Origin of the sequence: Mycobacterium sp. (genome assembly GCF_035499775.1) — a bacterium.
GTDB lineage: Bacteria > Actinomycetota > Actinomycetes > Mycobacteriales > Mycobacteriaceae > Mycobacterium.
On sequence record NZ_DATJYB010000094.1, the window covers coordinates 1 to 25,622 of the forward strand.

General features: G+C 65.6%; 27 protein-coding genes and 2 pseudogenes. 15 read left to right on the plus strand and 14 right to left on the minus strand.

Features of this window, described 5'->3' with window-relative positions; genetic code table 11:
* From VML93_RS06060 to VML93_RS06070, 3 genes and pseudogenes are all read left to right on the plus strand, one after another.
* Window positions 1–541, plus strand: a pseudogene (locus tag VML93_RS06060) (dihydrodipicolinate reductase); the annotation flags it as partial.
* 41 nt (window positions 542–582) lie between these two features.
* Window positions 583–1,221 (plus strand): cutinase family protein, encoded by a 639-nt coding sequence (locus VML93_RS06065; RefSeq protein ID WP_325608686.1) that lies wholly within the window; start codon window positions 583–585, stop codon window positions 1,219–1,221.
* 22 nt (window positions 1,222–1,243) lie between these two features.
* A complete protein-coding gene (locus VML93_RS06070) occupies window positions 1,244–1,879 on the plus strand; it encodes a cutinase family protein (protein ID WP_325608688.1) in 636 nt (211 codons plus the stop codon).
* On the opposite strand, the gene VML93_RS06075 is transcribed toward VML93_RS06070, so the two are convergent.
* On the minus strand, window positions 1,876–3,171 hold the full coding sequence (locus tag VML93_RS06075; protein WP_325608690.1) for a serine hydrolase domain-containing protein: 1,296 nt from the start codon (window positions 3,169–3,171) through the stop codon (window positions 1,876–1,878). The two genes, VML93_RS06070 and VML93_RS06075, sit on opposite strands and share 4 nt — an antisense overlap.
* A gap of 162 nt (window positions 3,172–3,333) precedes the next feature.
* On the opposite strand from VML93_RS06075, the gene VML93_RS06080 reads away from it, so the two are divergent.
* From VML93_RS06080 to VML93_RS06095, 4 genes are all read left to right on the plus strand, one after another.
* On the plus strand, window positions 3,334–3,600 hold the full coding sequence (locus VML93_RS06080) for a CsbD family protein (protein ID WP_325608692.1): 267 nt from the start codon (window positions 3,334–3,336) through the stop codon (window positions 3,598–3,600).
* Entirely contained in the window at window positions 3,597–3,770 is a 174-nt protein-coding gene (locus tag VML93_RS06085; RefSeq protein WP_325608694.1) for a CsbD family protein, read from the plus strand. Before VML93_RS06080 ends, VML93_RS06085 begins: the two co-directional genes overlap by 4 nt.
* Before the next feature lie 185 nt (window positions 3,771–3,955).
* Window positions 3,956–4,678 (plus strand): cutinase family protein, encoded by a 723-nt coding sequence (locus VML93_RS06090; RefSeq protein ID WP_325608696.1) that lies wholly within the window; start codon window positions 3,956–3,958, stop codon window positions 4,676–4,678.
* An 87-nt stretch (window positions 4,679–4,765) separates the two neighbouring features.
* Entirely contained in the window at window positions 4,766–5,743 is a 978-nt protein-coding gene (locus VML93_RS06095) for an SDR family NAD(P)-dependent oxidoreductase (RefSeq protein ID WP_325608698.1), read from the plus strand.
* Here the strand turns inward: VML93_RS06095 and VML93_RS06100 are convergent.
* Window positions 5,740–5,877, minus strand: coding sequence for a hypothetical protein (locus VML93_RS06100; protein ID WP_325608700.1), 138 nt, complete (start codon window positions 5,875–5,877; stop codon window positions 5,740–5,742). The genes VML93_RS06095 and VML93_RS06100 overlap by 4 nt on opposite strands.
* Window positions 5,878–5,970: 93 nt before the next feature.
* Here VML93_RS06100 and VML93_RS06105 point away from each other — a divergent pair, with 93 nt between their 5' ends.
* Entirely contained in the window at window positions 5,971–6,540 is a 570-nt protein-coding gene (locus tag VML93_RS06105) for a hypothetical protein (RefSeq protein ID WP_325608702.1), read from the plus strand.
* Here VML93_RS06105 and VML93_RS06110 read toward each other — a convergent pair.
* Together VML93_RS06110 and VML93_RS06115 are read right to left on the minus strand one after the other, a co-directional pair.
* Complete coding sequence (locus tag VML93_RS06110; protein WP_325608704.1) at window positions 6,537–6,920, minus strand: hypothetical protein; 384 nt, start codon at window positions 6,918–6,920, stop codon at window positions 6,537–6,539. The two genes, VML93_RS06105 and VML93_RS06110, sit on opposite strands and share 4 nt — an antisense overlap.
* Before the next feature lie 13 nt (window positions 6,921–6,933).
* Window positions 6,934–7,131: an SDR family oxidoreductase gene (locus tag VML93_RS06115; protein ID WP_325608706.1), complete on the minus strand. Its 198-nt coding sequence runs from the start codon at window positions 7,129–7,131 to the stop codon at window positions 6,934–6,936.
* A 51-nt stretch (window positions 7,132–7,182) separates the two neighbouring features.
* Here VML93_RS06115 and VML93_RS06120 point away from each other — a divergent pair, with 51 nt between their 5' ends.
* A complete protein-coding gene (locus tag VML93_RS06120) occupies window positions 7,183–7,953 on the plus strand; it encodes a fructosamine kinase family protein (RefSeq protein WP_325608708.1) in 771 nt (256 codons plus the stop codon).
* Between the two features lie 18 nt (window positions 7,954–7,971).
* Here VML93_RS06120 and VML93_RS06125 read toward each other — a convergent pair whose 3' ends face one another.
* The 4 genes from VML93_RS06125 to VML93_RS06140 all read right to left on the minus strand — a co-directional run bounded on the left by VML93_RS06125 (window position 7,972) and on the right by VML93_RS06140 (window position 11,426).
* Window positions 7,972–8,673, minus strand: a complete 702-nt coding sequence (locus VML93_RS06125) for a sensor domain-containing protein (protein ID WP_325608710.1) — start codon at window positions 8,671–8,673, stop codon at window positions 7,972–7,974.
* A gap of 75 nt (window positions 8,674–8,748) precedes the next feature.
* Entirely contained in the window at window positions 8,749–9,135 is a 387-nt protein-coding gene (locus VML93_RS06130) for a PPOX class F420-dependent oxidoreductase (protein ID WP_325608712.1), read from the minus strand.
* Between the two features lie 122 nt (window positions 9,136–9,257).
* Entirely contained in the window at window positions 9,258–10,709 is a 1,452-nt protein-coding gene (locus VML93_RS06135) for an aldehyde dehydrogenase (RefSeq protein ID WP_325608714.1), read from the minus strand.
* Window positions 10,710–10,721: 12 nt separating this feature from the next.
* Complete coding sequence (locus tag VML93_RS06140; RefSeq protein ID WP_325608716.1) at window positions 10,722–11,426, minus strand: SDR family NAD(P)-dependent oxidoreductase; 705 nt, start codon at window positions 11,424–11,426, stop codon at window positions 10,722–10,724.
* A 175-nt stretch (window positions 11,427–11,601) separates the two neighbouring features.
* Between VML93_RS06140 and VML93_RS06145 the strand changes: the two genes are divergently transcribed.
* The 5 genes from VML93_RS06145 (at window position 11,602) to VML93_RS06165 (ending at window position 15,757) form a co-directional block, all read left to right on the plus strand.
* Window positions 11,602–12,576 carry a TIGR03621 family F420-dependent LLM class oxidoreductase gene (locus VML93_RS06145; protein WP_325608718.1) on the plus strand — a complete coding sequence of 325 codons (975 nt, stop codon included), beginning with the start codon at window positions 11,602–11,604 and terminating at the stop codon, window positions 12,574–12,576.
* A gap of 77 nt (window positions 12,577–12,653) precedes the next feature.
* Entirely contained in the window at window positions 12,654–13,523 is an 870-nt protein-coding gene (locus VML93_RS06150) for an enoyl-CoA hydratase/isomerase family protein (protein WP_325608720.1), read from the plus strand.
* Window positions 13,520–14,812 carry an aromatic ring-hydroxylating dioxygenase subunit alpha gene (locus VML93_RS06155; RefSeq protein WP_325608722.1) on the plus strand — a complete coding sequence of 431 codons (1,293 nt, stop codon included), beginning with the start codon at window positions 13,520–13,522 and terminating at the stop codon, window positions 14,810–14,812. Before VML93_RS06150 ends, VML93_RS06155 begins: the two co-directional genes overlap by 4 nt.
* Complete coding sequence (locus tag VML93_RS06160; RefSeq protein WP_325608724.1) at window positions 14,812–15,141, plus strand: hypothetical protein; 330 nt, start codon at window positions 14,812–14,814, stop codon at window positions 15,139–15,141. Before VML93_RS06155 ends, VML93_RS06160 begins: the two co-directional genes overlap by 1 nt.
* Before the next feature lie 4 nt (window positions 15,142–15,145).
* The gene (locus VML93_RS06165; RefSeq protein ID WP_325608726.1) at window positions 15,146–15,757 is read left to right on the plus strand and encodes a TetR/AcrR family transcriptional regulator; all 612 of its coding nucleotides are present in this window, start codon (window positions 15,146–15,148) and stop codon (window positions 15,755–15,757) included.
* A 67-nt stretch (window positions 15,758–15,824) separates the two neighbouring features.
* Here VML93_RS06165 and VML93_RS06170 read toward each other — a convergent pair whose 3' ends face one another.
* From VML93_RS06170 to VML93_RS06185, 4 genes and pseudogenes are all read right to left on the minus strand, one after another.
* A complete protein-coding gene (locus tag VML93_RS06170; RefSeq protein ID WP_325608727.1) occupies window positions 15,825–17,027 on the minus strand; it encodes a cytochrome P450 in 1,203 nt (400 codons plus the stop codon).
* Between the two features lie 113 nt (window positions 17,028–17,140).
* A complete protein-coding gene (locus VML93_RS06175; RefSeq protein ID WP_325608729.1) occupies window positions 17,141–17,293 on the minus strand; it encodes a hypothetical protein in 153 nt (50 codons plus the stop codon).
* 118 nt (window positions 17,294–17,411) lie between these two features.
* Window positions 17,412–17,701: pseudogene (locus tag VML93_RS06180) on the minus strand (adenylate/guanylate cyclase domain-containing protein); the annotation flags it as partial.
* 129 nt (window positions 17,702–17,830) lie between these two features.
* Window positions 17,831–20,998: an ATP-binding protein gene (locus VML93_RS06185; RefSeq protein WP_325608731.1), complete on the minus strand. Its 3,168-nt coding sequence runs from the start codon at window positions 20,996–20,998 to the stop codon at window positions 17,831–17,833.
* Between the two features lie 132 nt (window positions 20,999–21,130).
* Here VML93_RS06185 and VML93_RS06190 point away from each other — a divergent pair, with 132 nt between their 5' ends.
* Complete coding sequence (locus VML93_RS06190; RefSeq protein ID WP_325608733.1) at window positions 21,131–21,751, plus strand: cysteine hydrolase; 621 nt, start codon at window positions 21,131–21,133, stop codon at window positions 21,749–21,751.
* Window positions 21,752–21,759: 8 nt separating this feature from the next.
* Here VML93_RS06190 and VML93_RS06195 read toward each other — a convergent pair whose 3' ends face one another.
* Both VML93_RS06195 and VML93_RS06200 read right to left on the minus strand, forming a co-directional pair.
* Window positions 21,760–24,930 carry an ATP-binding protein gene (locus VML93_RS06195; RefSeq protein ID WP_325608735.1) on the minus strand — a complete coding sequence of 1,057 codons (3,171 nt, stop codon included), beginning with the start codon at window positions 24,928–24,930 and terminating at the stop codon, window positions 21,760–21,762.
* Between the two features lie 83 nt (window positions 24,931–25,013).
* The coding region (locus VML93_RS06200) for a DUF3060 domain-containing protein (protein WP_325608737.1) at window positions 25,014–25,622 on the minus strand (609 nt) is incomplete at its 5' end.

Consider the following 25,622-nt stretch of genomic DNA (forward strand, 5'->3'; position numbering starts at 1 on the left):
GGGCTTCGGCAGGCCAATCGACGACCCGGAGCTGCAACAGATGGCGACGACGGGGACGGCGGTTTTCGCCGAGGCCGTCCGGTTGATGGCCGACGCGCTGGGCGTCGAGCTCGACGAGGTGCGCTGCGATGCCGAGTTTGCCCAAACCACGGCCGATCTCGACCTCGGGTCCTGGACGATAGCCGCCGGCTGTGTCGCGGGCGTCTACATCAGCTGGCAGGGCGTCGTCGGTGGCAAGACCCTGATCGATCTCAACGTCCGGTGGCGCAAGGGCCAGACCCTCGAGCCGGACTGGAAGATCGACCAGGACGGCTGGGTCATCCAGATCGACGGGCAGCCGACCGTGACGACCAGGGTCGGCTTCCTGCCGCCGCCGTATTTCCAGGCCGAGACCATCGCCGACTTCATGGATCTGGGGCACATCATGACGGCCGTGCCCCCGATCAACGCGATCCCCGCCGTCGTCGCCGCAGCGCCGGGCATCGTCACGTACGCCGACCTGCCGCTCACGCTGCCCCGCGGCGTGGTGCCGACGACCTGATCCACCCGGCCAAGGGCCGGTTGGTGTGTCAGCATGGAGCCATGCGTGCACACCGCGTCACCCATGTCCTTGCCGTCATGGCCGCGCTGGCGTGGGCAGCGCTGATCGGACCGATCGACATCCCCGCCGCCCACGCCGATCCGTGCCCCAACGTCGAGGTGGTGTTCGCTCGCGGCACCAACACGCCCGCCGGGACGGTCGGACCGATCGGCCAGTCCTTCATCGATTCACTCAAATCGCAGATCGGCGGGCGGTCGCTGGGGGTCTACCAGGTCAACTATCCGGCGACCTTGTCGGCGATGGCCGACAGCGCGAACGCCGGCGCCAACGACGTGAGCGCTCACGTCCAGGACATGATTGGACGCTGTCCCAGCACCCGACTCGTGCTGAGCGGGCTTTCTCAAGGCGCGGGCGTCATGGATTTCGCTACCAACAACCTGCCGCCGACCGATCACGTCGCCGCGGTCGCCCTGTTCGGCAATCCGCAGAGCGCGCTGGCCGGTACCTTGACGGGCGTTGCTTTCCCGCCGGTCGGGCCGGCTTATATCGGGAAGACCATCGACCAGTGCGCTCCAGACGATCCGGCGTGCTCAGGCGGCCTCAACCCGTCGGCGCACGGTTCGTATGCCGCGAACGGTATGACAGCCGAAGCCGCAACGTATGTCGCGAGCCGGTTGTAGCACCTGACGGTGGCATGAACCGATGAGCGCACACCACATCACTCGCGTCCTGGTCGTCCTGAGCGTCCCGGTGGTGCTGGGCGGTGCTCAGCCCGACGTTCCCTCCGCCCATGCCGGCACCTGCCCCGACGTGCAGGTGGTGTTCGCCCGAGGGACTGGCGAGGATGGTCTGGGCGAGGTGGGCCAGACATTCGTCGACGCGCTCAAGTCGCGGGTTGCCGGGCGGTCCATCGAGGTGTACCCGGTCAACTATCCTGCGAGCGCGGGTTTTCCGGTGAGTTCCAAACAGGGTGCAGACGATACGAGCGCCCACGTCCAAAGCATGGTCGCCGGCTGCCCCGACACCCGAATGGTGCTTGGCGGATATTCGCAAGGCGCCGGTGTCATCGACTGGGCTTCGACGCTGATGCCGAAGCAGGTCGCCGATCATGTTGCCGCAGTTGCCCTGTTCGGCAATCCATCGAGCATCATCGCGACCGCCTTGTCCGGTGGCTACCCGCCGATCAGCCCGCTCTACAGCGCAAAGACCATCGACCTTTGCGCTCCAGGCGATCCAACGTGCTCCATCGGCTTGAATGCGCTGGCACACGGTACGTATGTCGAGTCCGGGATGACGACTCAAGCCGCAACGTTTGTCGCGAGTCGGCTGCAGCGTTAGCCCTGCGCAGCCGCTTTTCCCGAGACCGCCTTGCGCCGAACAGCTTTGGGGTAGGTTGCGCCGAACTGCGGCACCTCCAGCGGACCTTGGTGCCGAGCGGCCTCGATGGCGTTGCGCAGCGGACGGGCCAGCCCTGCAAACGACCCCATGTCGAACAGCAGCGGCGTCAACAACCGGTTGTGGACGAAGCCGAATGAGCTGTCGGTCGCGGGGTCGGCCCAACCCAGTGTGCCACCCAGACCGACGTGGCCAAATCCGTTGAGTAAACCTGGAACTGGCGATTCGTGGTAGCCGAGATGGAACGGCATCGGCACCACCACGTTGGCGTCGGGCCACATCCGTCGCGGCTCGCCGGTGAGGCCGCGCGTCAACTCCTCCGACAGGTACTTCTTGCCGTCGATCCGGCCGCCGTTGGCCAGTACGCCGTACATTTTGGCGACGCCGCGGCCGGTCACTACGCCATTGGCCCCGGGGACCTCCCCGTCCAGGAACGGGGTGTCCCCTTTGACCAGCGATATGACGCCGGGGAAGTACATCGCGCCAAGCGCACCCGAGAAGGGCAGACCGGCCACCCTGGGCGCGAGGAAGTTGAACACGGGGGCGCGCCACCTGCCCTGCGGCATCAGAATCTGCGCCACCTTGGTGGGCGAGCCTTCCGGCGGGCGGCCCAGGTGAATGCCGTCGGTGTTGAGCGGGCGCGCGACTTCCTGACGGATCAGCTCGCGCATCCCCTTACCGGTGATCGCGCGGGCCAGACCGGACAGCAGCCACCCGTAGGTCAGCGCGTGATACGCCTGCACACCGCGGGTGTGATCGGGCGCCGCGGCGGCCAAGCGCTCCTCCATGAGGAGGTGGTCCATCAATTCCGTCTTGGTGACGCCCTTGAGATGCGAGAGGCCGGATCGATGCCGCATGACCTCGCGAACCGTGATGTCGGCCTTTCCGTTGGCCGCGAACTCGGGCCAGTATTCGGCGATGGGCGCGTCGTAGGACAGCAGGCCGCGATCGGCCAGTCGGTGGATCACCGTTGACGCGATGCCCTTGGTCGCCGAGAACACCATTGCTCCGGTGTCGGCGGTCCAGGGCTCCGTGCCGGCCCGGTCCGACCATCCCGTCCAGACGTCGACGACGGGCCGGCCTTCGATGTAGACGCTGAGCGATCCCCCGCCGAACCGGCGTCCGGGGAACAGCTGCCCGAAGATCTTGACGACATTCGCGAAATGCGGGTCGGCGGCACCGGACATACCCGGCGGCAGACCGTCGTCGGTGACGAGAAGAACTCCCGGCGTCACTATGCGGCGTCTCCGAGTCGGGGTCCCCGTTGCCGTGCCATCACGGCAATGAAGCTATCAGTGCGGCGAAGCCCTGAAGCAAGCGATGGTTTTACCTCCGTCGACTGCCGGGTATCCGCTGAAGGTGAGCTTCCACACAGACGAACCGAGGGAGCACAGCTCATGACCGCAATTAACAAGCTGAACAACAAAGCCCAATATTGGGGCGGCAAGGCCAGAGAGACCGTGGGCAGGGTCACCGGAAACCGGCGTACCCAGTACGAAGGCCAGCGGGATCAGGTGAGCGCTCATCTGAAAGACGCCGGCGAGAAGGTGAAGGACGCCTTCCGGACGTTGCTGCCGAACCGGCGCCGTGTTCAAGATCGGCCGCTGCGGGGTAACCAACCTAGGTATCAAACGCGTAGCTACAGAAGCAGGAGAATTCCATGAGCACCGAAGACAAGGTCAAGAACAAGATCGAGGACCTGGGCGGCCGGGCCAAGGAAGCCGTCGGCAAGGCCACCGGCGACAAGGACACCAAGAACGAGGGCAGGGCCGATCAGGCGAAGTCCTCTCTGAAGGACGCCGGCGAGAAAGTCAAGGACGCCTTCAAGAAGTAAACCCTGCAAGAAGAACTCATCGTCCAACCAGCAGGTTTGTCGGCGACACCGGCAAGCCTGCTGGTTTGCGTTAGGGCCCGACTCGCGCCCTCGGATTGAGACGTGCGCCTTTCGGGAAATCCATACCGCAATCAGCTCCGAATAGCAGATAGATACGCTGATCGATAGGAAACGGTTGGATAGCGATGAACGTCACGAAATTGCTGAATATCAGGTGGGTGCGCCGAGTTGCGGTGGCTGTGGGGGTGGCAGCGGCTGGGTCCGCTACCGCACTGGTCAGCGTGCCGGCACCGGCGGCATCTGCCGATCCATGTCCCGACGTGGAGGTGGTCTTCGCCCGCGGCTCCGGCGAGGCGCCGGGGCTCGGCGGCGTCGGAGGCCCGTTTGTCGACGCGCTACGCTCGCAGATCGGCGGAAGATCGCTCGGGGTGTATCCGGTCAATTACCAGGCCAGCACCGACTTCTCCAACGCCGATTTCCCGTTGACGGTCATCGACGGCATTCGTGACGCCGGTAATCACATCGAGTCGATGGCGGCGAACTGCCCGAAGACCCGCGAGGTGCTGGGCGGATACTCCCAGGGCGCGGCCGTGGCCGGGTTCGTCACTTCGCCCGCGGTGCCGGCCGGGGTGCCCGCTTCAGCCGTACCGCCCCCGATGCCGCCGGAGATCGCGAGTCACGTTGCCGCGGTGACGCTGTTCGGAACACCGTCCGGTGAGTTCCTGCAGAAGTATGGTGCGCCGTTGATCACCATCGGCCCGCTGTATCAGCCCAAGACGCTCGAGTTGTGCGCCGAAGGCGACGGGATCTGCAGCCCGGGCGGGGGCGGCCCCAACCTCCAGCACACGCTGTACGCGGCGAATGGCATGACGGGCCAGGCCGCGACGTTCGCCGCCAGTCACCTATAGGGGCCGAGCGGACGTAAAAGCACCCCAAAACCCACCGGTTTTGCGGCTTTTGCTAGGGATCGTTGAAGCTCCCCATAACATCGCTTCATGCATGTTCTGGTGACCGGCGGTACGGGATTTGTCGGCGGCTGGACCGCCAAGGCCATCGCTGACGCGGGTCATTCGGTCCGCTTCCTGGTCCGAACTCCGGCGAAGCTGCAGACGTCCGTCGCCAAGCTGGGTGTCGACGTCTCCGAATTCGTCCAAGGCGACATCAAGGACCGCGACTCGGTGCGCGAGGCGCTACAAGGGTGCGACGCCGTCGTGCACAGTGCCGCCCTGGTGGCAACCGACCCGCGCCAGACGCCGCAGATGCTCAGCACCAACATGGAAGGCGCCCGCAACGTCCTCGGCCAAGCCGTCCAACTCGGGCTCGACCCGATCGTGCACGTATCGAGCTTCACGGCGCTCTTTCACCCCGAACTGGAGACGCTGACGGCGGACCTGCCGGTTGTCGGCGGCACGGACGGGTATGGAACGTCCAAGGCGCAGGTCGAAATCTATGCCCGCGGTTTGCAGGATGCCGGGGCGCCGGTGAACATCACCTATCCCGGCATGGTGCTGGGCCCGCCCGTCGGCGACCAATTCGGTGAGGCCGGCGAGGGCGTCAAGGCGGCGCTGCAGATCCACACGATTCCCGGCCGGAACGCGGCATGGCTGGTCATCGACGCCCGTGATGTGGCCGCGGTGCACGCGGCGCTGCTGGAACCCGGCCGCGGACCGCGTCGGTACATGGTGGGCGGGCACCGGGTTCCGGTGGCCGAGCTGGCGAAGATGCTCGGACAGGCCGCCCAGACCCGGATGATCAGCGTGCCGGTTCCCGACACCGTGTTGCGCGTCGCGGGCACCCTGCTGGACGTGGCGGGGCCATATCTGCCGTTCGAGAATCCGTTCACCGCGGCGGGCATGCAGTACTACACCCAGATGCCGGAATCCGACGATTCGCCGAGCGAGCAAGAGCTCGGCATCACCTACCGGGATCCGCGCACCACGCTGGCCGACACGATCGCGGCCCTGCGCGTCTAATCCTCCGCGTCGTCATCGGTCGGCGGCGGGAGCGGGGGCGAATTCTTCAGCCAATCCCTTAGCCGGAAGAGCTGGTTGATCACGATGCCCAGCGCCAGCAGCACCACGATCACCACGATGATTGCGGTGGTCACCCCTCCATGGTGGCAGGTGTGACATCCTTTGCGGGTGTCCGCGGCGAATGCGCCATCGGGTGTGGTGACATTCCTGGCTCCCGTGATGAGGCGATGGCCGCCGCGGCCGGTCTGGTGGACGCCGCGGAGGCCAGCCGAAACCCTTGGGAAATCTCGTACGCGTTGCTGGCCCACGGCTTCGCCTTCGCGGACGCCGATCCTGTTGGCGCACTGGACGCCCTGCGCCGCGGCTGGGCGATTGCGCAAGACAGCGGTATCCGCTGCAACGAGTCGTACCTGGCGAGCAATCTGGCCCGACTCGAGGCCCTACACGGCGACCGGGTGGCCGCGTTGGACTACTTCGCTGTGGGCATCGGCAATTACCGCCGATCGGGAAATTTCCCCGGTATGGCTTTCCCACTAGCGATCCTCGCAGCGCATATGTACCGTCTCGGGCGCCACGAACCGGCAGCCACGCTCGCCGGCCATGCGGCCATTTCCTTCGCTGCGGGAGCGTGGCCCGAACTAGGGCCAGCCATCGCGGGCCTGCGCGACGTGCTCGGCGAAGAAACCTATGAATCGCTCGCCCGCAAGGGTGAAACGATGACCCACGCCGCCATCGCGACTTACGCATGCGACCAAATCGACCAAGCCCGAAGGGAAGTCGAGCGGCGCGAACGCTAGCCGGCGCTGCGCAGACTCCGGACGAAGCCGAGCACCGCCGCGCCCACGAACGGCACCGGGGCCAGCGTGGCGATCATCGCGCTCTTGGTACCGACGAGAGGCTTGCTGCGCAGGCCCAGAGCGAGGTCGGCGCTGTCGCTGACCAAACCGGCAGTCGCCCAGGTCCGGAACGCACCGTCGCCGCGCAGCCAGGCGGCAAGCGCACCCGATCCGAGTACCAGGTCGCGAATCCCGATCGTTTTCATGAGTAGCGTCTCGGCACCCGATTCGGGCTTGAAGAACCGCTCCGGCGCCACGAGCATGGCGACTCCCACACCGGCACGTGCGGCTGCCACCAACGGCAAGATCGGCGACGAGTTTTGGGTCGGCTGCTGCGTCATGGGTCAAGCCTAATCACAGTGTCGTGACGAACCCGCCGTCGATCCGGTAGTCGGACCCGGTGGTGTTTCCGGCGCGATCGCTGGCCAGGAATAAGACCAGATCCGCGACTTGTTCAGGCGTGGTGAATCGGCCGGTCGGCATGGCGCCGGCGATCATCGCCCTGACTTCGTCGGCCGTCTGGCCGCTGGCCGCAGCGAACCCGTCGGCCACCCCGCCTCCTTCCCCGCCCTGGCGGGCACGACGCTACTACAGTCGACCGCGATGACCGCCGACTTCGTCAAGCACCATCCGGGCGCGCCCGACGGCTATTTCGCTTGGGAAGCCACAGGTTTGCGCTGGCTTTCCAGCGTCGAGGGCGGCGTCCCCTGCGCGCAGGTTGTCGGCGTCGACGCGGACAGTCTGACCCTGCGGCGGCTGGAGTCGGTGACTCCGAGCCCCGAAGCGGCGCACGCGTTCGGCACCCGACTGGCCATCACGCACGACGCGGGCGCCGCAGCGTTCGGAGCGGGGCCCGACGGATGGGACGGTCCGGGGTTCTTCGGGCCGCTGTCGCAGCTGTTGCCGATGTCGCTGCGACGGCACCGGCGCTGGGGCGACTTCTACGCCGACGAGCGGCTGGCCCCGATGGCCGAGCTCGCCGCGGCGCAGCTCGACGTTTCGACGCGTCGGGCGATCGACCACGTCGCGGCACGCTGCCGGGAAGGCGACTTCGACGACGATGACCCGCCGGCCCGCCTGCACGGCGATTTGTGGGGCGGCAACGTGATGTGGACGCCCGACGGGGTGGTGTTGATCGACCCGGCCGCCCACGCCGGTCATCGCGAGACCGACCTGGCCATGCTCGCGCTGTTCGGCTGCCCGCATTACGAGGCCATCCTCGCCGGCTACCACCAGGTGCGATCGCTGAAACCCGGCTGGCGCAACCGCATCGGGCTGCACCAGCTCTTCCCGCTGTTGGCGCACGTCGTGCTGTTCGGCGGTGGGCACGTGGCGCGGACACGTACCGTCGCCCGCGCCGTGCTGAGCTCTTGACCCCCGGCGCCCAAAGCCCTATCCGGGCACCTTGGCGGCGATCTGATTCGCGATGTCGACGGCCGAGTTCTTCGGGTCAACGCTGCACGTGTTGACGTCGACTATCACGTTGTTTTTCGCGGTAAGCGCCCGTCCGCAAGCTTTCCAGCCTGTCGAAGGAGGGTCCTGCAGAGTTGTGACGGTGCTCAGGACACCGTTGGCGTTGGATATCGCTCCCACGGTCCACTGCGTCTTTGACTGGACATGGGTGTACTCGCGGCATCCCTGCCATTGCTGGACCGCGGCGTTGAAAAAGTCGCCGGCTTGTTTGCGGCTGCCGAACAGCACCACTGCCTGCTCGGCGAAATGAGTGAGGTTGTCGCCCTCTTGGCGGTTGAGGGTCTGGTCACGCACACCGATGAAACCGCTGCCGGCATAAACCTGGGCCTGCGCTGCGCCGTCGATCGCCAAGCATTCCCGGGGCGTCATCGTGGCGCTGTCATCCGGCATCGCGTCGCGACTGTTCGTGACCTTCATATCGGCCGCTTCCAGCGCCGCGTTGATTTGCTCAGGGGCCAGCAGGAACCCTTTCAGGGCACCCTCCAACACCGGCGGCGGGGCTTTCGTGGTGGTAGTCGACGTGGTGCTCGACGCCTTGGCTCCTTGGCCGGGCCCGCTGTGACAGCCGGCGACGAGAATGCAGCAGCCCACAATGGCTATTGCGGCCGTCAATTGGCGCACGCACAGAATTATCCCGCGAAACCCTCGTCCGTTGATCAACCTCGCCGGAACGAACGGCGAGTAGTTGAGATGGATCTAGGCGGCCGGCTCGATCTCCAGGCCGACGTGCACCTTGTCGATGCCGCCGCGAATCAGCGAGTGCGGGTAGAACCACCAGGCGTGATACCAGTACCGCTTTAGCACCGCGGCGTAGACGCGCTGCGTCTCCGACTTCGGCAGGACCCGCGCAACGGCCTCGACCTCCTCGCTCTTCGGCTTGCCCAGTGCCGCGCTCTTGGCGAGCGTCACCCGGGGCGTGTTGTTGATCCGCTTCGTCTTCCAGGACCCGTCGTCGGTGATGACCAGAAGCTTGTCGCCGTCGGGCACCCCCCAGATCGGTGTCGGCTTGGGCCGGCCGTCCTTGGTGAACGTCGTCAATAGCAGGTATTTGGACTTGATGACGTCCTTGAAGGTGATAGTCACGCGCTGGATCGCTTCCGTTTTCGGTGGGAATGTGAGCCGCAAATACCCGCGCCGGGTGGTTCGGTAAACGTGGCGGTCACCACAACAGCCAGAACCGCCGGAATCCCCCGCCGACCGACTAGTCAGTTCGCGGTCGCCGCCGAGATCGATTGGCTCACGGTGTAGCTGTCGATGCCCTCGGTTCCGAGTTCGCGGCCGTAGCCGCTGTTCTTGACACCACCGAAGGGCGCGGCCGGGTCCATGATGTAGCCCTCGTTGACGCCGAACGTGCCGGACCGGACCCGCGCTGCGACGCCATACCCGCGCTCGACGTCGGCGGTGAACACCGAACCGGCCAGCCCGTATTCGGAGTCGTTGGCGATCCGTATCGCCTCGTCCTCGTCGCGGTAGGGGATAACGGTCAGCACCGGGCCGAAGATCTCCTCACGCGCGATCGTCATGTCGTTGTTCGCATCGCTGAACAGCGTCGGGCGCACGTACCAACCGCTGTCGAGACCGTCGGGCAGGTCGCTGCCGCCGGTCACCAGGCGCGCGCCTTCGCTCTTGCCCGCCTCGATGTAGCCGCGAACCCGTTCCTGCTGGCGTTGTGCCACCAGCGGACCGATCTGGGTATTGGGGTCGGCGGGGTCGCCGACCGTCATCGACGCCATCCCGGCCGCCAGCGCGTCCACGAACTCGTCCTTGCGTGCTTCGGGGACCAGGATCCGGCTCAGCGCGTTGCACACCTGGCCGCTGTTGGCCAGGCTGGCCATCTGAATACCGCTGGCGGCGGTCGCGGGGTCGGCGTCGTCGAGCACGATGGCCGCCGACTTGCCGCCCAATTCCAGGCTCACCTGTTTGAGTCCCTCGGCACAGGCCAGGGCCACCTGCCGGCCGGCCGCTGTGGACCCGGTGAAGGACACCTTGTCGACGCCCGAGTGGGTCACCAGGAGTTCGCCGACCTCGCGGCCGCCGGGCACCACGTTGAAGACGCCAGGCGGAAAGTCAGCTGCGGCAACCATTTCCGCGAGCAGCTGCGCATCGAGCACTGACTCGGGCGCGGGCTTGAGCACCACCGTGCATCCCGCCAGGAGTGCCGGCACCACCTTGGTGACGGTGAGGAACTGCGGCATGTTCCACGGCACCACCGCACCGACGACCCCCACCGGCTGCTTCAGAATCCGAATGTCTTTGCCGTACAGGCCCGGACGCTCCTGCTGCCATTGATAGTTGCCCGCCAGCCCACAGAAGGCGGACATCATCATGATCGGCAGCCCGACCTGCGCCCTCTTGGCGAACGCGATCGGAGCACCGATTTCGGCGGAGATCAGCGCGGCCATGTCGGCCCGTCGCTCCTTGTAGATGCCGGCCAGTCGGGTGATCGCGTCGATCCGTTCGGCGGGTTGCATCCGTGGCCACGGCCCGGTGTCGAACGCCGCCCGGGCCGCCTCGACGGCCCGGTTCACATCCGCGCGTCCCGCGCAGGCCGCTTGCCCGATGGGCTGCTCGCTATGCGGCGAGACGACGGTGATGGCCGCATCCGACTCCGGAGCAATCCACTTGCCGTCGATGAAAAGCTGGTCCCTGTCGTACATCTAAATCCCTCGCTAGGTGTTGCGGCCGCCGTTGACGCCCAAGATCTGTCCGGTGATGTAGCCGGCTTCCTCGGATACAAAGAATGCGCACGCTGCGGCGATGTCCTCGGGCCGGCCCACCCGGCGCACCGGCGTGCGGTTGATGTGGTCCTCCACGCTGCCGCCGAGCAGGTGTCGCTGTTCGGCGCTGCGCAGCATCGGGGTGTCGATGAATCCCGGCGGTACGGCGTTGACGGTGATTCCGCTCGGTCCGTATTCGAGGGCCAGCGACTTGGTCAGGCCGTTCACCGCGGACTTCGCCGCGACGTAGTGGGCCATGAACGGTTGCCCGGAGTGAGTGCTCGACGACGAGATGTTGACGATGCGTCCCCAGCCGTTCTCGACCATGTCCGGCAGCACCGCCTGGATGGTGTGGAACACGCCGTTGAGGTTGACGTCGATCACCTTTGACCAGTCGTCGAACGACATGTTCAGGAACTTCTTGAAACCTTCCACCCCGGCCGCGTTGACCAGCACCAGGATCGGGCCGAACTCGTCGCGGATCTTAGCTACCGCGGCGTCGACCTGGGCGCGGTCGGTGACGTCGGCGACATGGCCCAGCCCGTCATCGGTGGGCGACAGATCGATGACGGCCACGCGGAACCCGTCGCTGCGCAGCCGTTCGACGACCGCGCGGCCGATTCCAGACGCACCGCCGGTCACGACAGCCGTCTTCACGCCGCGACATCCTCCTGAGCGATCGCCCAAACAATTGGCTTCACATACCTACCACCCCGTGTCGCCGCGGTCAAGGGGACGGCCTTTTACGCCGAGCAGACGCAGAATCGCACTGTGCGGGTCTCCTTCGTGCGATTCTGTGTCTGCTCGCGAGGCTGGGACTAGGGTCGCGCTGATGGAACAGATGGACCGGCCGCCTTTTCGTTTCGCAGTGCAGGCGACCAACGCCGCCGGAGCACGCGAGTGGCGCGATATCGTGCGCAAAGTCGAAGACCTCGGCTATTCAACGCTTTTCCTGGCGGACCACTACCTCGGCCCGGGTCCCGCACAAAAGGCCGCGCGGACTCCGCGGCAAGACCTGGCTCCCATCGCGGCGATGGCCGCGGCGGCGGCGTACAGCGAGACGTTGCGCATCGGGTGCCGGGTGTTCTGCATCGACTACCACGTGCCGGCCGTGCTGGCCAAGGAAGTCGCGACGTTGGATCTGCTGTCCGACGGCCGGCTGGAAATGGGCATCGGCGCCGGCTGGAGCGAAGTCGAGTACACCGCAATGGGGCTCGACTTCGGCCGTCCGGGCCGGCGAATCGCCAAGCTGGCCGAGGTCGTTTCGCTGATCAAAGCCCATTGGGGCGGCGACGAACTGGACTTCTCCGGCGACTTCGTTGAGGTGCATGGATACGCGGGACGGCCGCGGCCGGTGCAAAGACCGCATCCGCCGATCATGATCGGTGGTGGCGGGCAGCGCATCCTGTCATTGGCCGGCCGCGAAGCCGACATCGTGAGCATGTCCAGCGTGCCGTTCGTGGCGCGCGACGCCGACGGTCTTGATCCGGTGGCGGTCGCGCACCGCCGGATCGGCTTCGTCCGCGCCGCGGCCGGCGAGCGCTTCGGCGCGATCGACGTCGAAGGTTCGCCATACTTCACCGAGATCACCGACGATCCCGAAACCGCGCTGGCCGGGGTGGCGAAATCGACGGGGATCTCGGTCGATCTGTTGCGCAACCACCCCAACGTCCTGGTCGGTTCGACGGAAAGCGTTGTAGAACAACTGTATTCACGCCGCGAGACCCTCGGCGTCAACTACGTCACGGTGCAGCAGTCGCAGATCGAATCCTTCGCGCCGGTGGCGGCCCTGCTGACCGGGCGCTGAGCCTTGACCACCGCAATCGGAGGTGGGACCATGAGGCCTGCGTGATTTGGGCGATCGCTCAAGAGAATGGATGGCCTATGGCAAAGCGGACCAGATTCAGCGAGTACCACGACCGGTACGCCAACTATCGGCTCGAACTCTCCGATGACGGAATCCTGTTCATGCAGTGCCACACCGACGGCGGCAGCCTGGTGTGGGACTGGCGCGCACACGACGACATGTCCGACGCGTTCGCCGATATCGCCGGAGACCGCGAGATCAAGGTGCTCATCCACACCGGCACCGGGGAGAACTACAACGCCAACTGGGGACGCATGCCCAACGGCGACCCGGTCGAGAAGCCCGAGTATCTGCTGATGCCCGGCACCCGCGGGCTGCTGAAGCTCGACGAGAAGGCTTGGTATGCGAGGCATCTGATCACCAACGTGCTCGACGTCGACGTCCCGATGATCAGCGCGGTCAACGGCCCGTGCAACATACATTCGGAAGTGGCACTGCTCGGCGATATCGTGCTGGCCTCCGAAGATGCGTACTTCCAGGACGCCTCGCACTTCCCGCGCGGCCAGGTGCCCGGCGACGGCCAGCATGTGATCTGGAGCTTCTTGGCCGGCCATACTCGGGCCCGCTACTTCCTGCTGACCGGCATGAAACTGGGCGCGGCCGAGGCCAAGGAGTGGGGCGTGGTCAACGAGGTACTGCCCAAGGGCCAATTGCTGGGCCGGGCCTGGGAACTGGCCCGCGAACTGGTCAAGCGCCCACCGCTGACGCTGCGCTACTCCCGTCAGCTGTTCACCAATCCACTCAAACGGGCCTTCCTCGACGAGCTGGGCCACGGCCTCGCGCGGGAGACCTACGCGCAGCGGGCATTCTTCCCGTTCGGCGGCGAGATGGCCCCGTTGGACCGAGCCTGGGATGCGGAGCCCTGGAGTGAAGGAGTCCCCTCGTGACCAGCATTCAGCAGCGGCTTTCCACCGGACGGGGCAAGTTCACCACGGACTACCCCGAACTCGGGACGGGCCCGGTCAGCTACGAGGATTCGATCTCCGAGGAGTTCTTCGCCGCCGAGCGCAAGGCGGTTTTCGAGCGAAACTGGTTGTGCGTCAGCCGTATTGAGCGGTTGCCCCGCAAGGGTTCGTACTTCACCCGCGACCTGCCGGGGCGGCTCGCCTCGATCGTTATCGCCCGCGACCTGAACGACACCGTGCACGCGTTTCACAACGTGTGCGCCCACCGCGGCAACAAGGTGGTGTGGCAGGAGCATCCGGGCCGCGAGTCGTCGGGAACCTGTCGTGCCTTCGCCTGCAAGTACCACGGTTGGCGGTACGGCCTGGACGGCAAGGTCAACCACGTCACCAACGAGGGCGAGTTCTTCGATCTCGACAAGAGCACCCTGCGGATGCCACCCGTGCACTGCGAGGTCTGGGCGGGCTTCATTTTCGTCAACCTCGCCGACCACCCGGTGCCGCTGCAAGATTTCCTCGGCGACGGACTGCTGCCCATCGAGGCCTATCCGTTCGAGAAGATGACGCAGCATTACGGGTTCTCCACCAGGATCAACGGGAACTGGAAACTGGCCGTCGACTCGGTCTGCGAGTGGTACCACCCTCCCTACGTGCACGGTCGCTTCATCGACCCCGATGTGTCGAAGGCCGAGAAGATGGTGCCGCCGGTCGACGCATATCACTACGAGCTGTTCCGGCCGCACATGCTCACCTCTGTTCCCGGCCCGCCGCCGCTGCCGCCGCGCGAACCCGGGACGGCGGGGCCCGCCCGCCAGGATCAGCGCTGGGTCTACAAGCTGTTCCGCGCCGGACTGTTCGGGCCCGACGACGTTCCCGATATCGGGCCCGAGCCTGATTTCCTGAACCGCGGCAACATCGCCTCGTGGGGCAACGACCAATTCTGGTTGTTCCCAAACATTTCGATCCAGATCTGGGCGCGCGGCTACTACATCACGTACACGTACTGGCCGGAGACGGTGGACTCGCACATCTACGAGATCGACATGTACTTCGTGCCGCCGGCCAACGCGGCCGATCGCCTGGCGCAGGAGTTGGTGGTGGACAGCACGATCGAGTTCGCGATGCAGGACGTGAACACCATCGAGGCCACCCACTCGGCTTTGAAGACACGGGCGCAGAACACCTTCCACCTCAGCGACCAGGAACTGCTGATTCGGCAGTTCCACACGGTGATCCGCGATGCGGTCGCCGCGCAACAGGCCGGGGGCGCGTGATGTCCGTACTGCCGGAAGGCTTTGCCGAACTCGAGCCGTTTGCCGCCGACTGGGCGTTGCCGACGCGGGCGCAACGCTACGAGGCGCGGCTGTCGAAGCCCTATGACGAACTCGTCGCCTTCTACGACGCGATCGCGCCACGGGCCGAAGAGGCGATCGGGTATCTGAATGGGCTGGACATCAACGCATTACCCGACGATGCCGAAAGGTTGCTGCAGTTGCTCTACTCGATGATCCTGGTCTCCTACGCCGTCAACGTCTTCAAGCAGAACCGCATCCCGGACTCGGGTGCCGCGTTCTTCGAGATGGTCGCCGAACCGGCGGTCTGACGGCATGACAGCATCCGAACGGCCCAGGGCCCGCGATTCCACGACTCGGGTCATGCTGATCGACGCGACGATTCAGATCATGCTCGAAGAGGGTTACGCCGCAGCGACATCGCGCCGGGTAGCTGCCAAAGCCGGCGTCAAACCGGCGTTGGTGCACTACTACTTCCCCACGATGGACGAGCTGTATCTGGACGTTTTCCGCCGTGGCGCCACGGGCTACTTGGAGAGCCAGCAGAAGGCATTGGCCTCAGACCGTCCGTTGCACGCCTTCTGGGAAACCCTCACGGCGCCCAAGGATACCCGGCTGTTGCTGGAATTCATGGGACTTGCCAACCACCGCAAGGAGATTCGCGCCGAGATCGCGGCCTGGTCGGAGCGGTGGCGCGAGATGCAGATCACCGCGTTGAACTTCATCCTCCGCGAGCACGACATCGACACGGACGAATTCCCGCCCACCGCCGTCGCGGTCGTCATCGCCGCGATCGGGCGAACCCTCATCCTGGAAGAAGGACTCGGCACGACCGGCGGGCACAAGGAGGCCGTCGCGCTGGTCCACCGGTTCCTGGACCGATTCGAGATGCCGACGCCGAAGGCCCGTCGCGGGGATCGGCGGTGACTTCACGCTCGGGGAGGGGTTTTGCCAGTCGGGCGCGCCCTCAGCACAGAGTGAACGGCCGCCCAAATCAGGGCAGCACCACCCGCAGCTTCTCCCAGCCGCGGACCGTGGACGTCAGCGCCAATTTCGCTGTGTCGTAGTCGATGTCCCATTCGGGCCAGCGGTTGAGCATCTCGTCGAGCGCGACACGCCCCTCCAGGCGGGCCAGGTTGGCGCCCAGGCAGTAGTGCACGCCCTTGCCGAACGTGATGTGCGAGATGTTGTCGCGGTGGATGTTGAACGTGTCCGGGTCGGTGTAGCGACGAGGATCGCGATTGGCGGCGCCGAACAGCAGCAGCATGGCACTGCCGGCCGGAACCGTCGTGCCGTAGCACTCGAAATCCTTTGCCATCCAACGCGCGACGTGCGGTCCGGTGGGCTCGAACCGCAGCGTCTCGTCGACGGTACGGTTCAGTAGCGACCGATCCTGGTAGATCTCGCGACGCTGGTCGGGGTGCTCGGCGAGCACCTTGGCCAGCCAGCCGATCAGCCGGCCCGTCGTCTCATTGCCGGCACCGGCCACCACCTGGGTGTAGTGCAGTATCTCTTTGCGGGTCAGCTTCCGGTGCACCCGCTGCTCGTCGTCGAACTCGACGTTGAGCAGTTGCGTCATCAGGTCGTCGGACGGGTTCTTGGACCGCCACTCGACGTAGTCGGCGTAGATGCGGCCGTCGGCGATGGAGTCGGCGTCGGCGACCTGCAACGGCGCGCCCGGCTTGGTGCGCAGGTTGGCGTCGTTGGCGTCACGCACCGAGATCTGTTCGGATTCAGGAATTCCCAACAGCATGCCGATCACCCGCATCGGCATCATCGAGGCAAGTTCGGCGATGATGTCGAATCCGTCCGATCCGACATGGGGATCCAGGCACCGGACGCAGTATGCGCGGATCTGGTCCTCGATGGCGGCCATCCGGCGCGGCGTGAACACCCGTGACATCAGCCCACGCAGCATCGAGTGTTCGGGCGGATCCTGGAACATCATGACTCCGCCGGGCATGTCGAATTTCGACTTGACCAGCTCCAGGATGTCGCTGCGACGGCTGGAGAAGGCCTGCCAGTTCGCCAGTGCCTGTTCGACATCGGAATGCCTTGATATCGCCCAGAAGTCGTACTTCTCGTTGTAGTAGATCGGGGCCTCTTCCCGCAGCCGCGCGTAGACGGGATACGGGTTGGCGATGATGCCGGTGTCGTAGGGGTCGTAGTAGACGTCCGTGTCGTTCGCGATAGTCATTGCAATCCCTTACCCGCGATTATTGGGCGATCGCCCAAATTATGGCGCAGGCCCATGTCTAGCAGGATTTTGCCGAGTCCGTCAAGAGCCCCGGTCCGCTGTCGCGGCGTCGATCAGGGTGCCCGCGGCAGCACGGGCGTGCGCCCCAGCAGGTAGGGATCGGCCACGCCCGCCTCCCGCGCAACGGCGACGAGGCGACGGGTGAACTCCTGCTTGTGGTCCCGCACGATTTCGTCGGCGCCGGACAGGGCGCCAGCGGATTCCACGACTGCATTGTGAAAGGGACAGCCGCGCACAACTTCCGAACGGGGCGGTTCAAAGATGGCCAGGAGCCGCTCCCGGGCCGACAGATCCTGGTCGTTAAGCCGCTTCTCGTTGGGCGTACCCGGTGTGCACACCGATACGCAGCCGGATAGGGCCGGCGGGGCGCGCTGCAAGTCCAACGCCGCCGCCACCGCATCGGAGGCCCGGGCGAACGCGGACACGAAGCTGTCGCCCTCGCCCTGCTCCACCGGCCGCACCCCGTCATGGGCAGTGATCACGTCGCACACGACCTGGTTGAACCGCGCGATCGCCGCGGTCATCTCCTCGGGTTGGGTCTCCCACAGCCGCGTCGAGCCCTCGACGTCTGCCAAGAGCAGCGTCACCGTGCCCGTCGGCAAAAGGCCGCTCACGCCCACTTCGCTCCAGTCCACCAGCGGCAGCTCCACGCGCGGATCGATTTCGCCCATGCTAGTCAGCATGCGGGGCGCCCGGGCGGCAGAACATCAGCGCAACCGCGGAGATTTCATTGCGCGAGCGCGTTAGGGCAGAGCCGCGGCCCAGGCGATATGGCCCTCGTAGCCCAGCGATGTCGCCATCTCGCCATAGCGACCCTTGAGGTCCGCATAGGCCGCAGCGTCGCCGTGCGCCCGCGCCAGTAACGCCCGCAACCGCAACACCAGGAGGTCGCGCACCGGCACCTCGTGATCGGTGGGCGCCGTAGCCAACTGCTCGATCGCGACGCCGGCTTCGGTCAAGTCGCTTGGGGAGCCACGCTCGAGCAGTGTCTCCACGAGAACGCCGGTGGCAGGAATTCCCCAGCCCAGTAGCCGTTCTTCGCGCACCAGTCGGTCAAAGGCGGCGCGAATTAGGGGTAGGGCGGCGTCGTGATCCCCACGCCGCGCCCGTTCCCGACCCAAGTAGATATCGGCGACGGGTAGCGCGACCGATTCGTGCCCCTGGCTCACGAGCGACTCCTTGACCTCGGTCAGGACCAGATTTCCGCGGTCTCGGTGCGCATCCGTCGGACTGTGCACCAGCGCGAGGCCCAGTACCGTCCGGGCGAGGACTAACGCGAGATCATCGCTGGATCGCTCGGCATTCTGCACGACATCCTCGATCTCGTGCAGCGCCCGATCATCGACGGCCAGCACGCCGGAGGGTATCCCGGCGCCGTAGAGATAGCCGGCGGCCGCGGTGTAGGACATCGGGTCGGCGCTCCGCGCCATAGCCAAGCCCTCCCCCCGATCCTCTTGCCAGCCAGGAAGACCCAGAAAACAGCGCGCCTGGCCGCGCATGGTCAACGCAACCGCCAGCGGAGACCCGACCAGGAAATTGCCCTTAGTGGGATCACCGTCGGCCAAGTCGATGAGTTGCTCCAACCACGGCAGCGCCTCCGCCCATTCCGCGCACTCGCCCTTGGCGTAAAGCGGCGCGATGGACAGTCCCACCGTCAAATTGGGATCGCCGATCGAGTTGATCAGTTTCATGGCTTCCGTAGCCGTCCGCGACGCGTCGCGCAGCCGCGACTGATAGGAGTGATCCCACACCACCCCCGCCATGGCGATGGCCAATGAGGCCTTGTCCCCGACCGCATTGCACAGCGTCCGCAATTCCTCAAAAAGCGCGCCCGCATTCGTGTGTGTTCGCCAAGCGATCCCACACAGCATGGTTCGGGGCGCGATGCGCAGGACCGCCCGGAGCGGGTCGTCGGCGGGCAGCGCGTCGGCAGTCCTGGTTGCGTGCTCCCAACTCAGTTGCGCCGCACGGATATCGCGGTTGACCGCCCACGCGGCGGCCCGCATGTGCCACCCGTAGGCGGCGTGCCAATCACCGGCGCCCTCCAGATGTTCGGCGATCAGCACGGCGTGCTGGTCGGCCGCGTGTGGGTCAAGCGCCTCGATCGCTGCGGCCAGCCGTCGGTGCAACCGCGCCCGATTGGATTTCAGCTGCGTCTCGTAGGCCACGGTGCGAATCAACGGATGCCGAAACTCGTACTCGGAGCGCGCGTTGGACCCCACTTGGTCAACCAGGTCGGCGTGGATCAGCTCATCGATGCGGAGCTCTACTTCCATACTGACCAGCAGATCGGAGGTGAAGCGAAACCCGATGACCGAAGCGGCGGCCAGCGTTTGTTTGGCGTGCGGGCTCAGCCGGTCGATGCGGGCGGCGATCGTTGCCTGCAGCGTGGCCGGCACGCTCACCTCGCCGACCCGGGTGTGGCAGACATAGCCACCGGGCTCGCCCACCAGGACCCCGCGTTCGCCGAGGTCACGGACGATCTCCGAAGCGAAGAATGGGTTGCCTGCGGCCCGCTCGACGATGATCTGCCCAATCTCGTCAACCGACTGATCGGGGCCCAACAGCTCAGCGACCAGCGTCGAGGTCTCGGTATCGCTCAGCGGGGCCAGAGCGATGGTCTGCGCGCCTTCGACATGCTGCAAGGCCCCGGTGTATTCGGGGCGATAGGTGACCAGGGCCATCGAATGGGTCTTCGGGATCACCGCCAGAAAGTCCGCCAGCATGGAGTCGCTGATCTCGTCGATCCAGTGCACATCCTCGACGACGATCACGGTTGGTTTGGTGCGCGCCAGCTGGGCGGCGTTGATCAGCGCGGTCAGCCGGCGCCGTCGTGCATCGGGGTCGATCCTGGGCAGCGGCACATTGGTATCGGCGATGCCGAGCAAATCGTCAAGCAGCAAGAGGTCCTGCGGGTCTGCTCCGGGAAGCTGCGCTCGCACGCGTGCCCGGGCGCTCTGATCATCCAGGTCGCCCAGCTGCGACACAGCCCGCAGCAGCCGCGCCACCGCGTCGAACGCGACATCGGTGGCGTGCGATTCACAAAAGGTCGAAAAGACTTCGACGCCACGGCTTTTCGCCAGCCTTACGGCTTCGGCGACGAGTCGGGTCTTCCCGATGCCGGGCGGGCCGACCACTCCCATCGGCGACCCTCGGCCCGCAATCGAGCGATCCAACATCGCCTCCAGCGTGCCCAATTCCCAATCGCGGCCCACCAAACTCGAACCAGAACGGATCCGACGGTCGGTTGCGGCCACGCTCAGCAGTTCCCGTGCCGGCACCGCATCCTCGGCGCCTTTGATGCGAACCGACTGCGGCTCACCCAAGACCACCGCGTCCTCGACCAGTCGGGCGGTGGAGTCGCTCAGCATCACGCCGCCCGCCGGCGCGACCGATTCCATCCGCTGCGCCATGCCGACCTGCTCACCGATCGCGGTGTAACCCAATGCGCCCGAACCGATTTCACCCGCGATCACTTCACCGGAGTTGAGGCCGATCCGCAGTTGCAGAGCGATGCCGTCACGGTCATTCACGTCCGCCGCCAGCGCCTTGGCCTGGTCTTGGATGCCGAGCGCGGCCAAACACGCCCGCCGGGCGTGGTCCTCCAATGCGGCCGGTGCGCCAAAGACGGCCATGATGCCATCCCCGGTGAATTTGTCCACCGTGCCGCCGTAGCGGCGCACGGCCTTCGACGCACGGTTGACTAGCTCGGTCATGATTTCCCGCAACCGCTCGGGACCGACGGCCGTCGCGAGATCCATCGACTTCACCACGTCGGCGAACAGCACCGTCACCTGCTTGTACTCCGCCGGCATCTCGACTTTGGCCACCGGCGTGCCACACCCATGACAGAACCTGGCGTTGCCGTGGTATTCGGTGCCACACGTTTTGCACGCTGCTACGGCCGTCATTCGACCTCCGCCAATCCCCGGTCCGAAGTTTCCGGGTTCTTTCGAGGATGTTAGACGGCTGAAGCCATCAGCCGACGCGGCGGGACCCGCGCGAGCTGCTCGCGACGGCGAGTGCCGCACTCGGCATGGAAAATGATCCGCGTGACATACGAAAAAGGCATCACCGGACTGGTCGTGATCGATCCGTACAACGACTTCATTTCCGAAGGCGGCAAGGTATGGGATCGGCTCAAGGGCGTCATGGAGGCCAACAACTGCGTCGCTCATATGAAGCAGGTGCTCGACGCCGCCCGGCGTGCGGACATCCGGGTTTTCTATGCACTGCATCGCCGGTACCGCCCCGGCGACTACGAAACCTGGAAATACGTTGCGCCAGTGCAGAAAGCGGCGTGGTCTCGCAAGACCTTCGCGTACGGCACCTGGGGTGGCGAGCTGCGCCCCGGGTTCGAGCCTCAGCCGGGTGATGTCGTCGCGCACGAGCATTGGTGCTCAAGCGGTTTCGCGAACACGGATCTGGATCTGCAGCTCAAGAGGCACGGCATCCATGAGCTCATCGTCATGGGTCTGATCGCGCATACCTGTCTGGAAGCCACTGTTCGCTATGGCGCCGAGCTCGGCTACCAGGTCACGGTGGTCATGGACGCCACGGCGGACTACTCGGACGCAGAGATGCACGCCGCTCTGGAAGTGAACATCCCCAACTACGCCTCCGCCGTTGTCACCGCGGACGAATTGGTCGCCTCACTTTCTTGAGCCGCCGATTAGGGCATCGCCGCTGCCCAGGCGGTATGACCCTGGTATCCCATCGAGCTCGCCATGTCGCGGTAGCGATCCCTGAAGTCCACATAGGCCGCGTCGTCGCCGCGAGCCCGTGCCAGTCCCGCGCGCATCCGCAACACCAGGATGTCGCGCACCGGCCGCGGCCCGTCGACCGGCACCCTCGCTAACCGCTCGACTGCGGTCTCGGCTTCGACCAAGTCACCGCGGGTCCCGCGGTCCAGCAGTGTCTCGACCAGAACAGCGGTGACGGGAGTGCCCCAACCCAACAGCCGTCCCTCGCGAACCAGCTGGTCGGAGGCCGCACGGATGCTGAGGATGGCGTCATCGCGGTCTCCGCGCCGCGCCATCTCACGGCCCACGTAGACGTGGACCACCGGCAACACCACCGAATTGTGTCCCGTGCTTTCCAGCACGTCCCTGACCCGCGACAGGACCTTTTGCCCGCGGCCACGCTCCGAATCCGATTGCCGGTGCACCAGCGCCAGGCCCAGCATCATGTTGGCGAGGTTCAGCGCGAGATCATCGCTCCATAGTTCGGCTTTGTGCACCACATCCTCGACCTCGCGGACCGTGGCATCATCGACATTCACCACGCCGGACGGTATTCCCGCGCCGTAGATGTAGCCGGCTGCCGCGGTATAGGTAAACGGGTCGGCGTTGCGTGCCATCGCCAGGCCCTGCCGCATGTCGTCTTCCCATCCGGGCTGCCCCAGGAAACAACGGGCCTGCGCCCGCATGGTCAACGCCAGCGCCAGCGGAGACCCGATCAGGAAGTTGCCCTTCGTGGGATCACCATCGGCCAGCTCGATGACCCGCTCCAGCCACCGCAGCGCGTCGAACCATTCGGTGCACTCACCCTTGGCGTAGATGGGTGCGATGGCCAACCCCACCATCAAGGTCGGATCCCCAAGCGCCTCAATGATTTCCATGGCTTCAGACGCCAGGGCCGACGCCTGGTGCAGCCTGGTCTGATACGCATGACCGAGCACCAGCCCCGCCATCGCGACGGCCAGCGGGGTCTTGTCCCCCGACGCGGCGCACAGCTGCCGCAATTCCTCGAAATGGACGGCGGTGTCCAGCCGGACCCGCCAGGCGATCCCGCACAACATGGTGCGAGGCGTAATGCGCATGACGGCCCGGCCCGGGTCATCGGCGGGCAGCGCATCGGCGATCTTTGCCGCATGCTCCCAACTCAGTTGCGCCGCACCAACATCGCGGTTGGTCGCCCACCCGGCGGCGCGCATGTGCCAGCCGTAGGCGGCGTGCCAATCACCGGCTAACTCCAAATGTTCGGCGATCAGCACGGCGTGCTGATCCGGCGAGTGTGGGTCGCGCGACTCGATCGAGGCGGCCAGCTGCCGGTGCAACCGGGCGCGATCGGATTTGAGCTGCGCTTCGTAAGCCACCGTGCGGATCAGCGGATGCCGGAACTCATATTCGGCGCGCGCGGTGAACCGCACCTGATCAATCAGCTCGGCGACAATCAGCTCGTCGATGCGGGGGTCGATATCCAGGCCGATAAGCAGATCGGAGCCGAAGCGAAATCCGATGATCGCCGCGGCGGCCAGCGTTTGTTTGGCCTGCGGACTGAGGCGATCGATGCGGGCCGCGATGGTGGCCTGCAAACTGGGGGGCACGCTGACCTCGGCGACATCGGTATCGCAGGTGTAGTCCCCGCGTTCACCTTGCAAGACACCGCGTTCGGCGAGCTCACGGATGATCTCCTGGGCGAAGAAGGGGTTGCCGGCGGCGCGCCCGGCAATGATCTCGCCAATCTGAGCAACGGACGGGTCCGAGCCGAGCACTTCATCGAGCAGTACTGAGGATTCCGTGTCGCTCAGGGGTGCCAGGGCAATGGTCTGCGCGCCGGCGACGTGCTGCAGCGGGCCGTCGTATTCGGGGCGATAGGTGAGCAGAACCATCGTGTGGGTCTGCGGGATCACCGCCAGGAAGTCGGCGAGCATGGAATCGCTGATCTCGTCGATCCAGTGCACGTCCTCGATCACGATCACCGCCGGTTCGGGGCGTGCCAACTGGGCGGCATTGATCAGCGCGGTCAGGCGTCGGCGCCGCGCTTCCGGGTCGATTTTGGGAAGCCCACTCTCGGGATCGGCGATGCCCAGCAGATCGTCCAGCAGCAGCAAGTCCTGTGGATCGGCGTCGGGAACCGCTTCCCGTATGCGTGCCCGGGCGCTCGCGTCATCCATCCCGCTGATCTGTGCCCTCGAACGCCCCAGTCGCGCAACAACATCGAACGCGATATCGGTGGCGTGCGATTCACAATATGCCGAAAATACTTCTACCCCGAGTTGTTTCGCTACCCGCACGGTTTCATCGACGAGTCGGGTTTTGCCCAGGCCGGGAAGACCGACCAGTGCGACCACCGACCCGCGTCCCTTAATCGACCGATCCAGCATCGCCGTCAGGGTGGCCAATTCCCACTCGCGGCCCACCAGCGTCGAATACCAGGAAATGGTCTTTTGGTCCGGCGCGGTCACGCTCAGCAATGGCCGCGCCGACACCCCATACGCGGAACCCTTGAGGCGCACCATCTGCGACTCACCCAGCACCGTCGCACCCTCGACCAGTCGCGCAGTGGAATCGCTGAGCATCACCCCACCCGGCGGCGCCACCGACTCCATCCGCTGGGCCATCCCGACCTGATCGCCGACCGCAGTGTATCCCAAAGCGCCCGAACCGATCTCGCCGGCAATCACCTGTCCGGAATTCAAGCCGATCCGCATCCGCAGCTCGATGCCGTCGCGGTCATTGACGGAGACCGCCAGCAGCTTGGCCTGCTCCTGAATACCCAGCGCGGCCAAACACGCCCGCAGCGCGTGGTCCTCCAATGCCGTTGGCGCGCCGAACAAAGCCATGATCCCGTCGCCGGTGAATTTGTCCACCGTGCCGCCGTAGCGTTGCACCACCGACGAGCACCGGTCGACCATTTCCGTCATGATCTCGCGCAGCCGTTCCGCACCGACGGCAGTCGCGATATCCATCGAGCGGACCACGTCGGCGAACAACACCGTCACCTGCTTGTACTCGGCAGGTTTTTCCGCGTCGGCGACCGGGGCGCCGCAGCCGTGACAGAACCGCGCGTTCTCCAGAGATTCGGTGCCACACGTCAGACATGGCAATCCGGCCGTCATTCGACCTCCACGAATCCCCGGCCCCAAAGTTTCGGGGTCTACTCAGGATAGGTCTCGACCCGCACACCGGGCAGTAGCTTGGGCTAACCCTTCTTCTTCACGGTGTTGCCCCGGCCCGAGTCGGTGATCTTGGGTAAGCCGCTGTGGTAGGTCACCGTGTTGTTGAAGCTCGAGACATCGATGGAGTCGACGGTGTCGAACTGGACCTGATTGCCGTACGCGTTGATCGTGGAGATGGTGAGGTTGCCACCGTGGCCGGTGACGGTAATGCGGTTGTTGAAATTGGAAATCACGATGGTGTCGACGCCGTCGACCTTGACTTGATTGTCATTGGCCGTGACCGTGAGGCTGGCACAGTGCCCACCGGCGGTAAAGCTGTTGCCGTAGCTGGAAAGCGTCAGCTTGCCGTTGTTGCACGCGGTCACCTTGATCACGTTGCTGAAACCGGATACCTCGATGACATCGACGCTTTCGATGTTCAGCTGGTTATCGAAACCGAGCAGCTTGAGGCTGGCGCAGTGACCGCTGATGTTCACGATGCTGTTGTTTGAATTCAGCGTCAGGCTGCCGTCGTTGCACGCGATCGTGTCGTTGGCGCCGCTCCCGCCGAGACTGAATGTGCCGCCGTGCTCCAGGGTGATCGGAGGGGCGCTCGTCGCGGCGCCGCTGTTCACGTTCGCGGGGGTGTTGCG

Bases quoted from the DNA above. Each gene is read 5' to 3' on its own strand.
- VML93_RS06105 (WP_325608702.1), top strand. From the start codon at position 5,971: ATGGCCGCCGCGGCCGGTCTGGTGGACGCCGCGGAGGCCAGCCGAAAC.
- VML93_RS06085 (WP_325608694.1), top strand. From the start codon at position 3,597: ATGAGCACCGAAGACAAGGTCAAGAACAAGATCGAGGACCTGGGCGGC.
- VML93_RS06190 (WP_325608733.1), top strand. From the start codon at position 21,131: ATGATCCGCGTGACATACGAAAAAGGCATCACCGGACTGGTCGTGATC.
- VML93_RS06165 (WP_325608726.1), top strand. From the start codon at position 15,146: ATGACAGCATCCGAACGGCCCAGGGCCCGCGATTCCACGACTCGGGTC.
- VML93_RS06070 (WP_325608688.1), top strand. From the start codon at position 1,244: ATGAGCGCACACCACATCACTCGCGTCCTGGTCGTCCTGAGCGTCCCG.
- VML93_RS06080 (WP_325608692.1), top strand. From the start codon at position 3,334: ATGACCGCAATTAACAAGCTGAACAACAAAGCCCAATATTGGGGCGGC.
- VML93_RS06150 (WP_325608720.1), top strand. From the start codon at position 12,654: ATGGCAAAGCGGACCAGATTCAGCGAGTACCACGACCGGTACGCCAAC.
- VML93_RS06095 (WP_325608698.1), top strand. From the start codon at position 4,766: ATGCATGTTCTGGTGACCGGCGGTACGGGATTTGTCGGCGGCTGGACC.
- VML93_RS06195 (WP_325608735.1), bottom strand. From the start codon at position 24,930: ATGACGGCCGGATTGCCATGTCTGACGTGTGGCACCGAATCTCTGGAG.
- VML93_RS06185 (WP_325608731.1), bottom strand. From the start codon at position 20,998: ATGACGGCCGTAGCAGCGTGCAAAACGTGTGGCACCGAATACCACGGC.
- VML93_RS06170 (WP_325608727.1), bottom strand. From the start codon at position 17,027: ATGACTATCGCGAACGACACGGACGTCTACTACGACCCCTACGACACC.
- VML93_RS06145 (WP_325608718.1), top strand. From the start codon at position 11,602: ATGGAACAGATGGACCGGCCGCCTTTTCGTTTCGCAGTGCAGGCGACC.
- VML93_RS06160 (WP_325608724.1), top strand. From the start codon at position 14,812: ATGTCCGTACTGCCGGAAGGCTTTGCCGAACTCGAGCCGTTTGCCGCC.
- VML93_RS06090 (WP_325608696.1), top strand. From the start codon at position 3,956: ATGAACGTCACGAAATTGCTGAATATCAGGTGGGTGCGCCGAGTTGCG.
- VML93_RS06135 (WP_325608714.1), bottom strand. From the start codon at position 10,709: ATGTACGACAGGGACCAGCTTTTCATCGACGGCAAGTGGATTGCTCCG.
- VML93_RS06110 (WP_325608704.1), bottom strand. From the start codon at position 6,920: ATGACGCAGCAGCCGACCCAAAACTCGTCGCCGATCTTGCCGTTGGTG.
- VML93_RS06120 (WP_325608708.1), top strand. From the start codon at position 7,183: ATGACCGCCGACTTCGTCAAGCACCATCCGGGCGCGCCCGACGGCTAT.
- VML93_RS06065 (WP_325608686.1), top strand. From the start codon at position 583: ATGCGTGCACACCGCGTCACCCATGTCCTTGCCGTCATGGCCGCGCTG.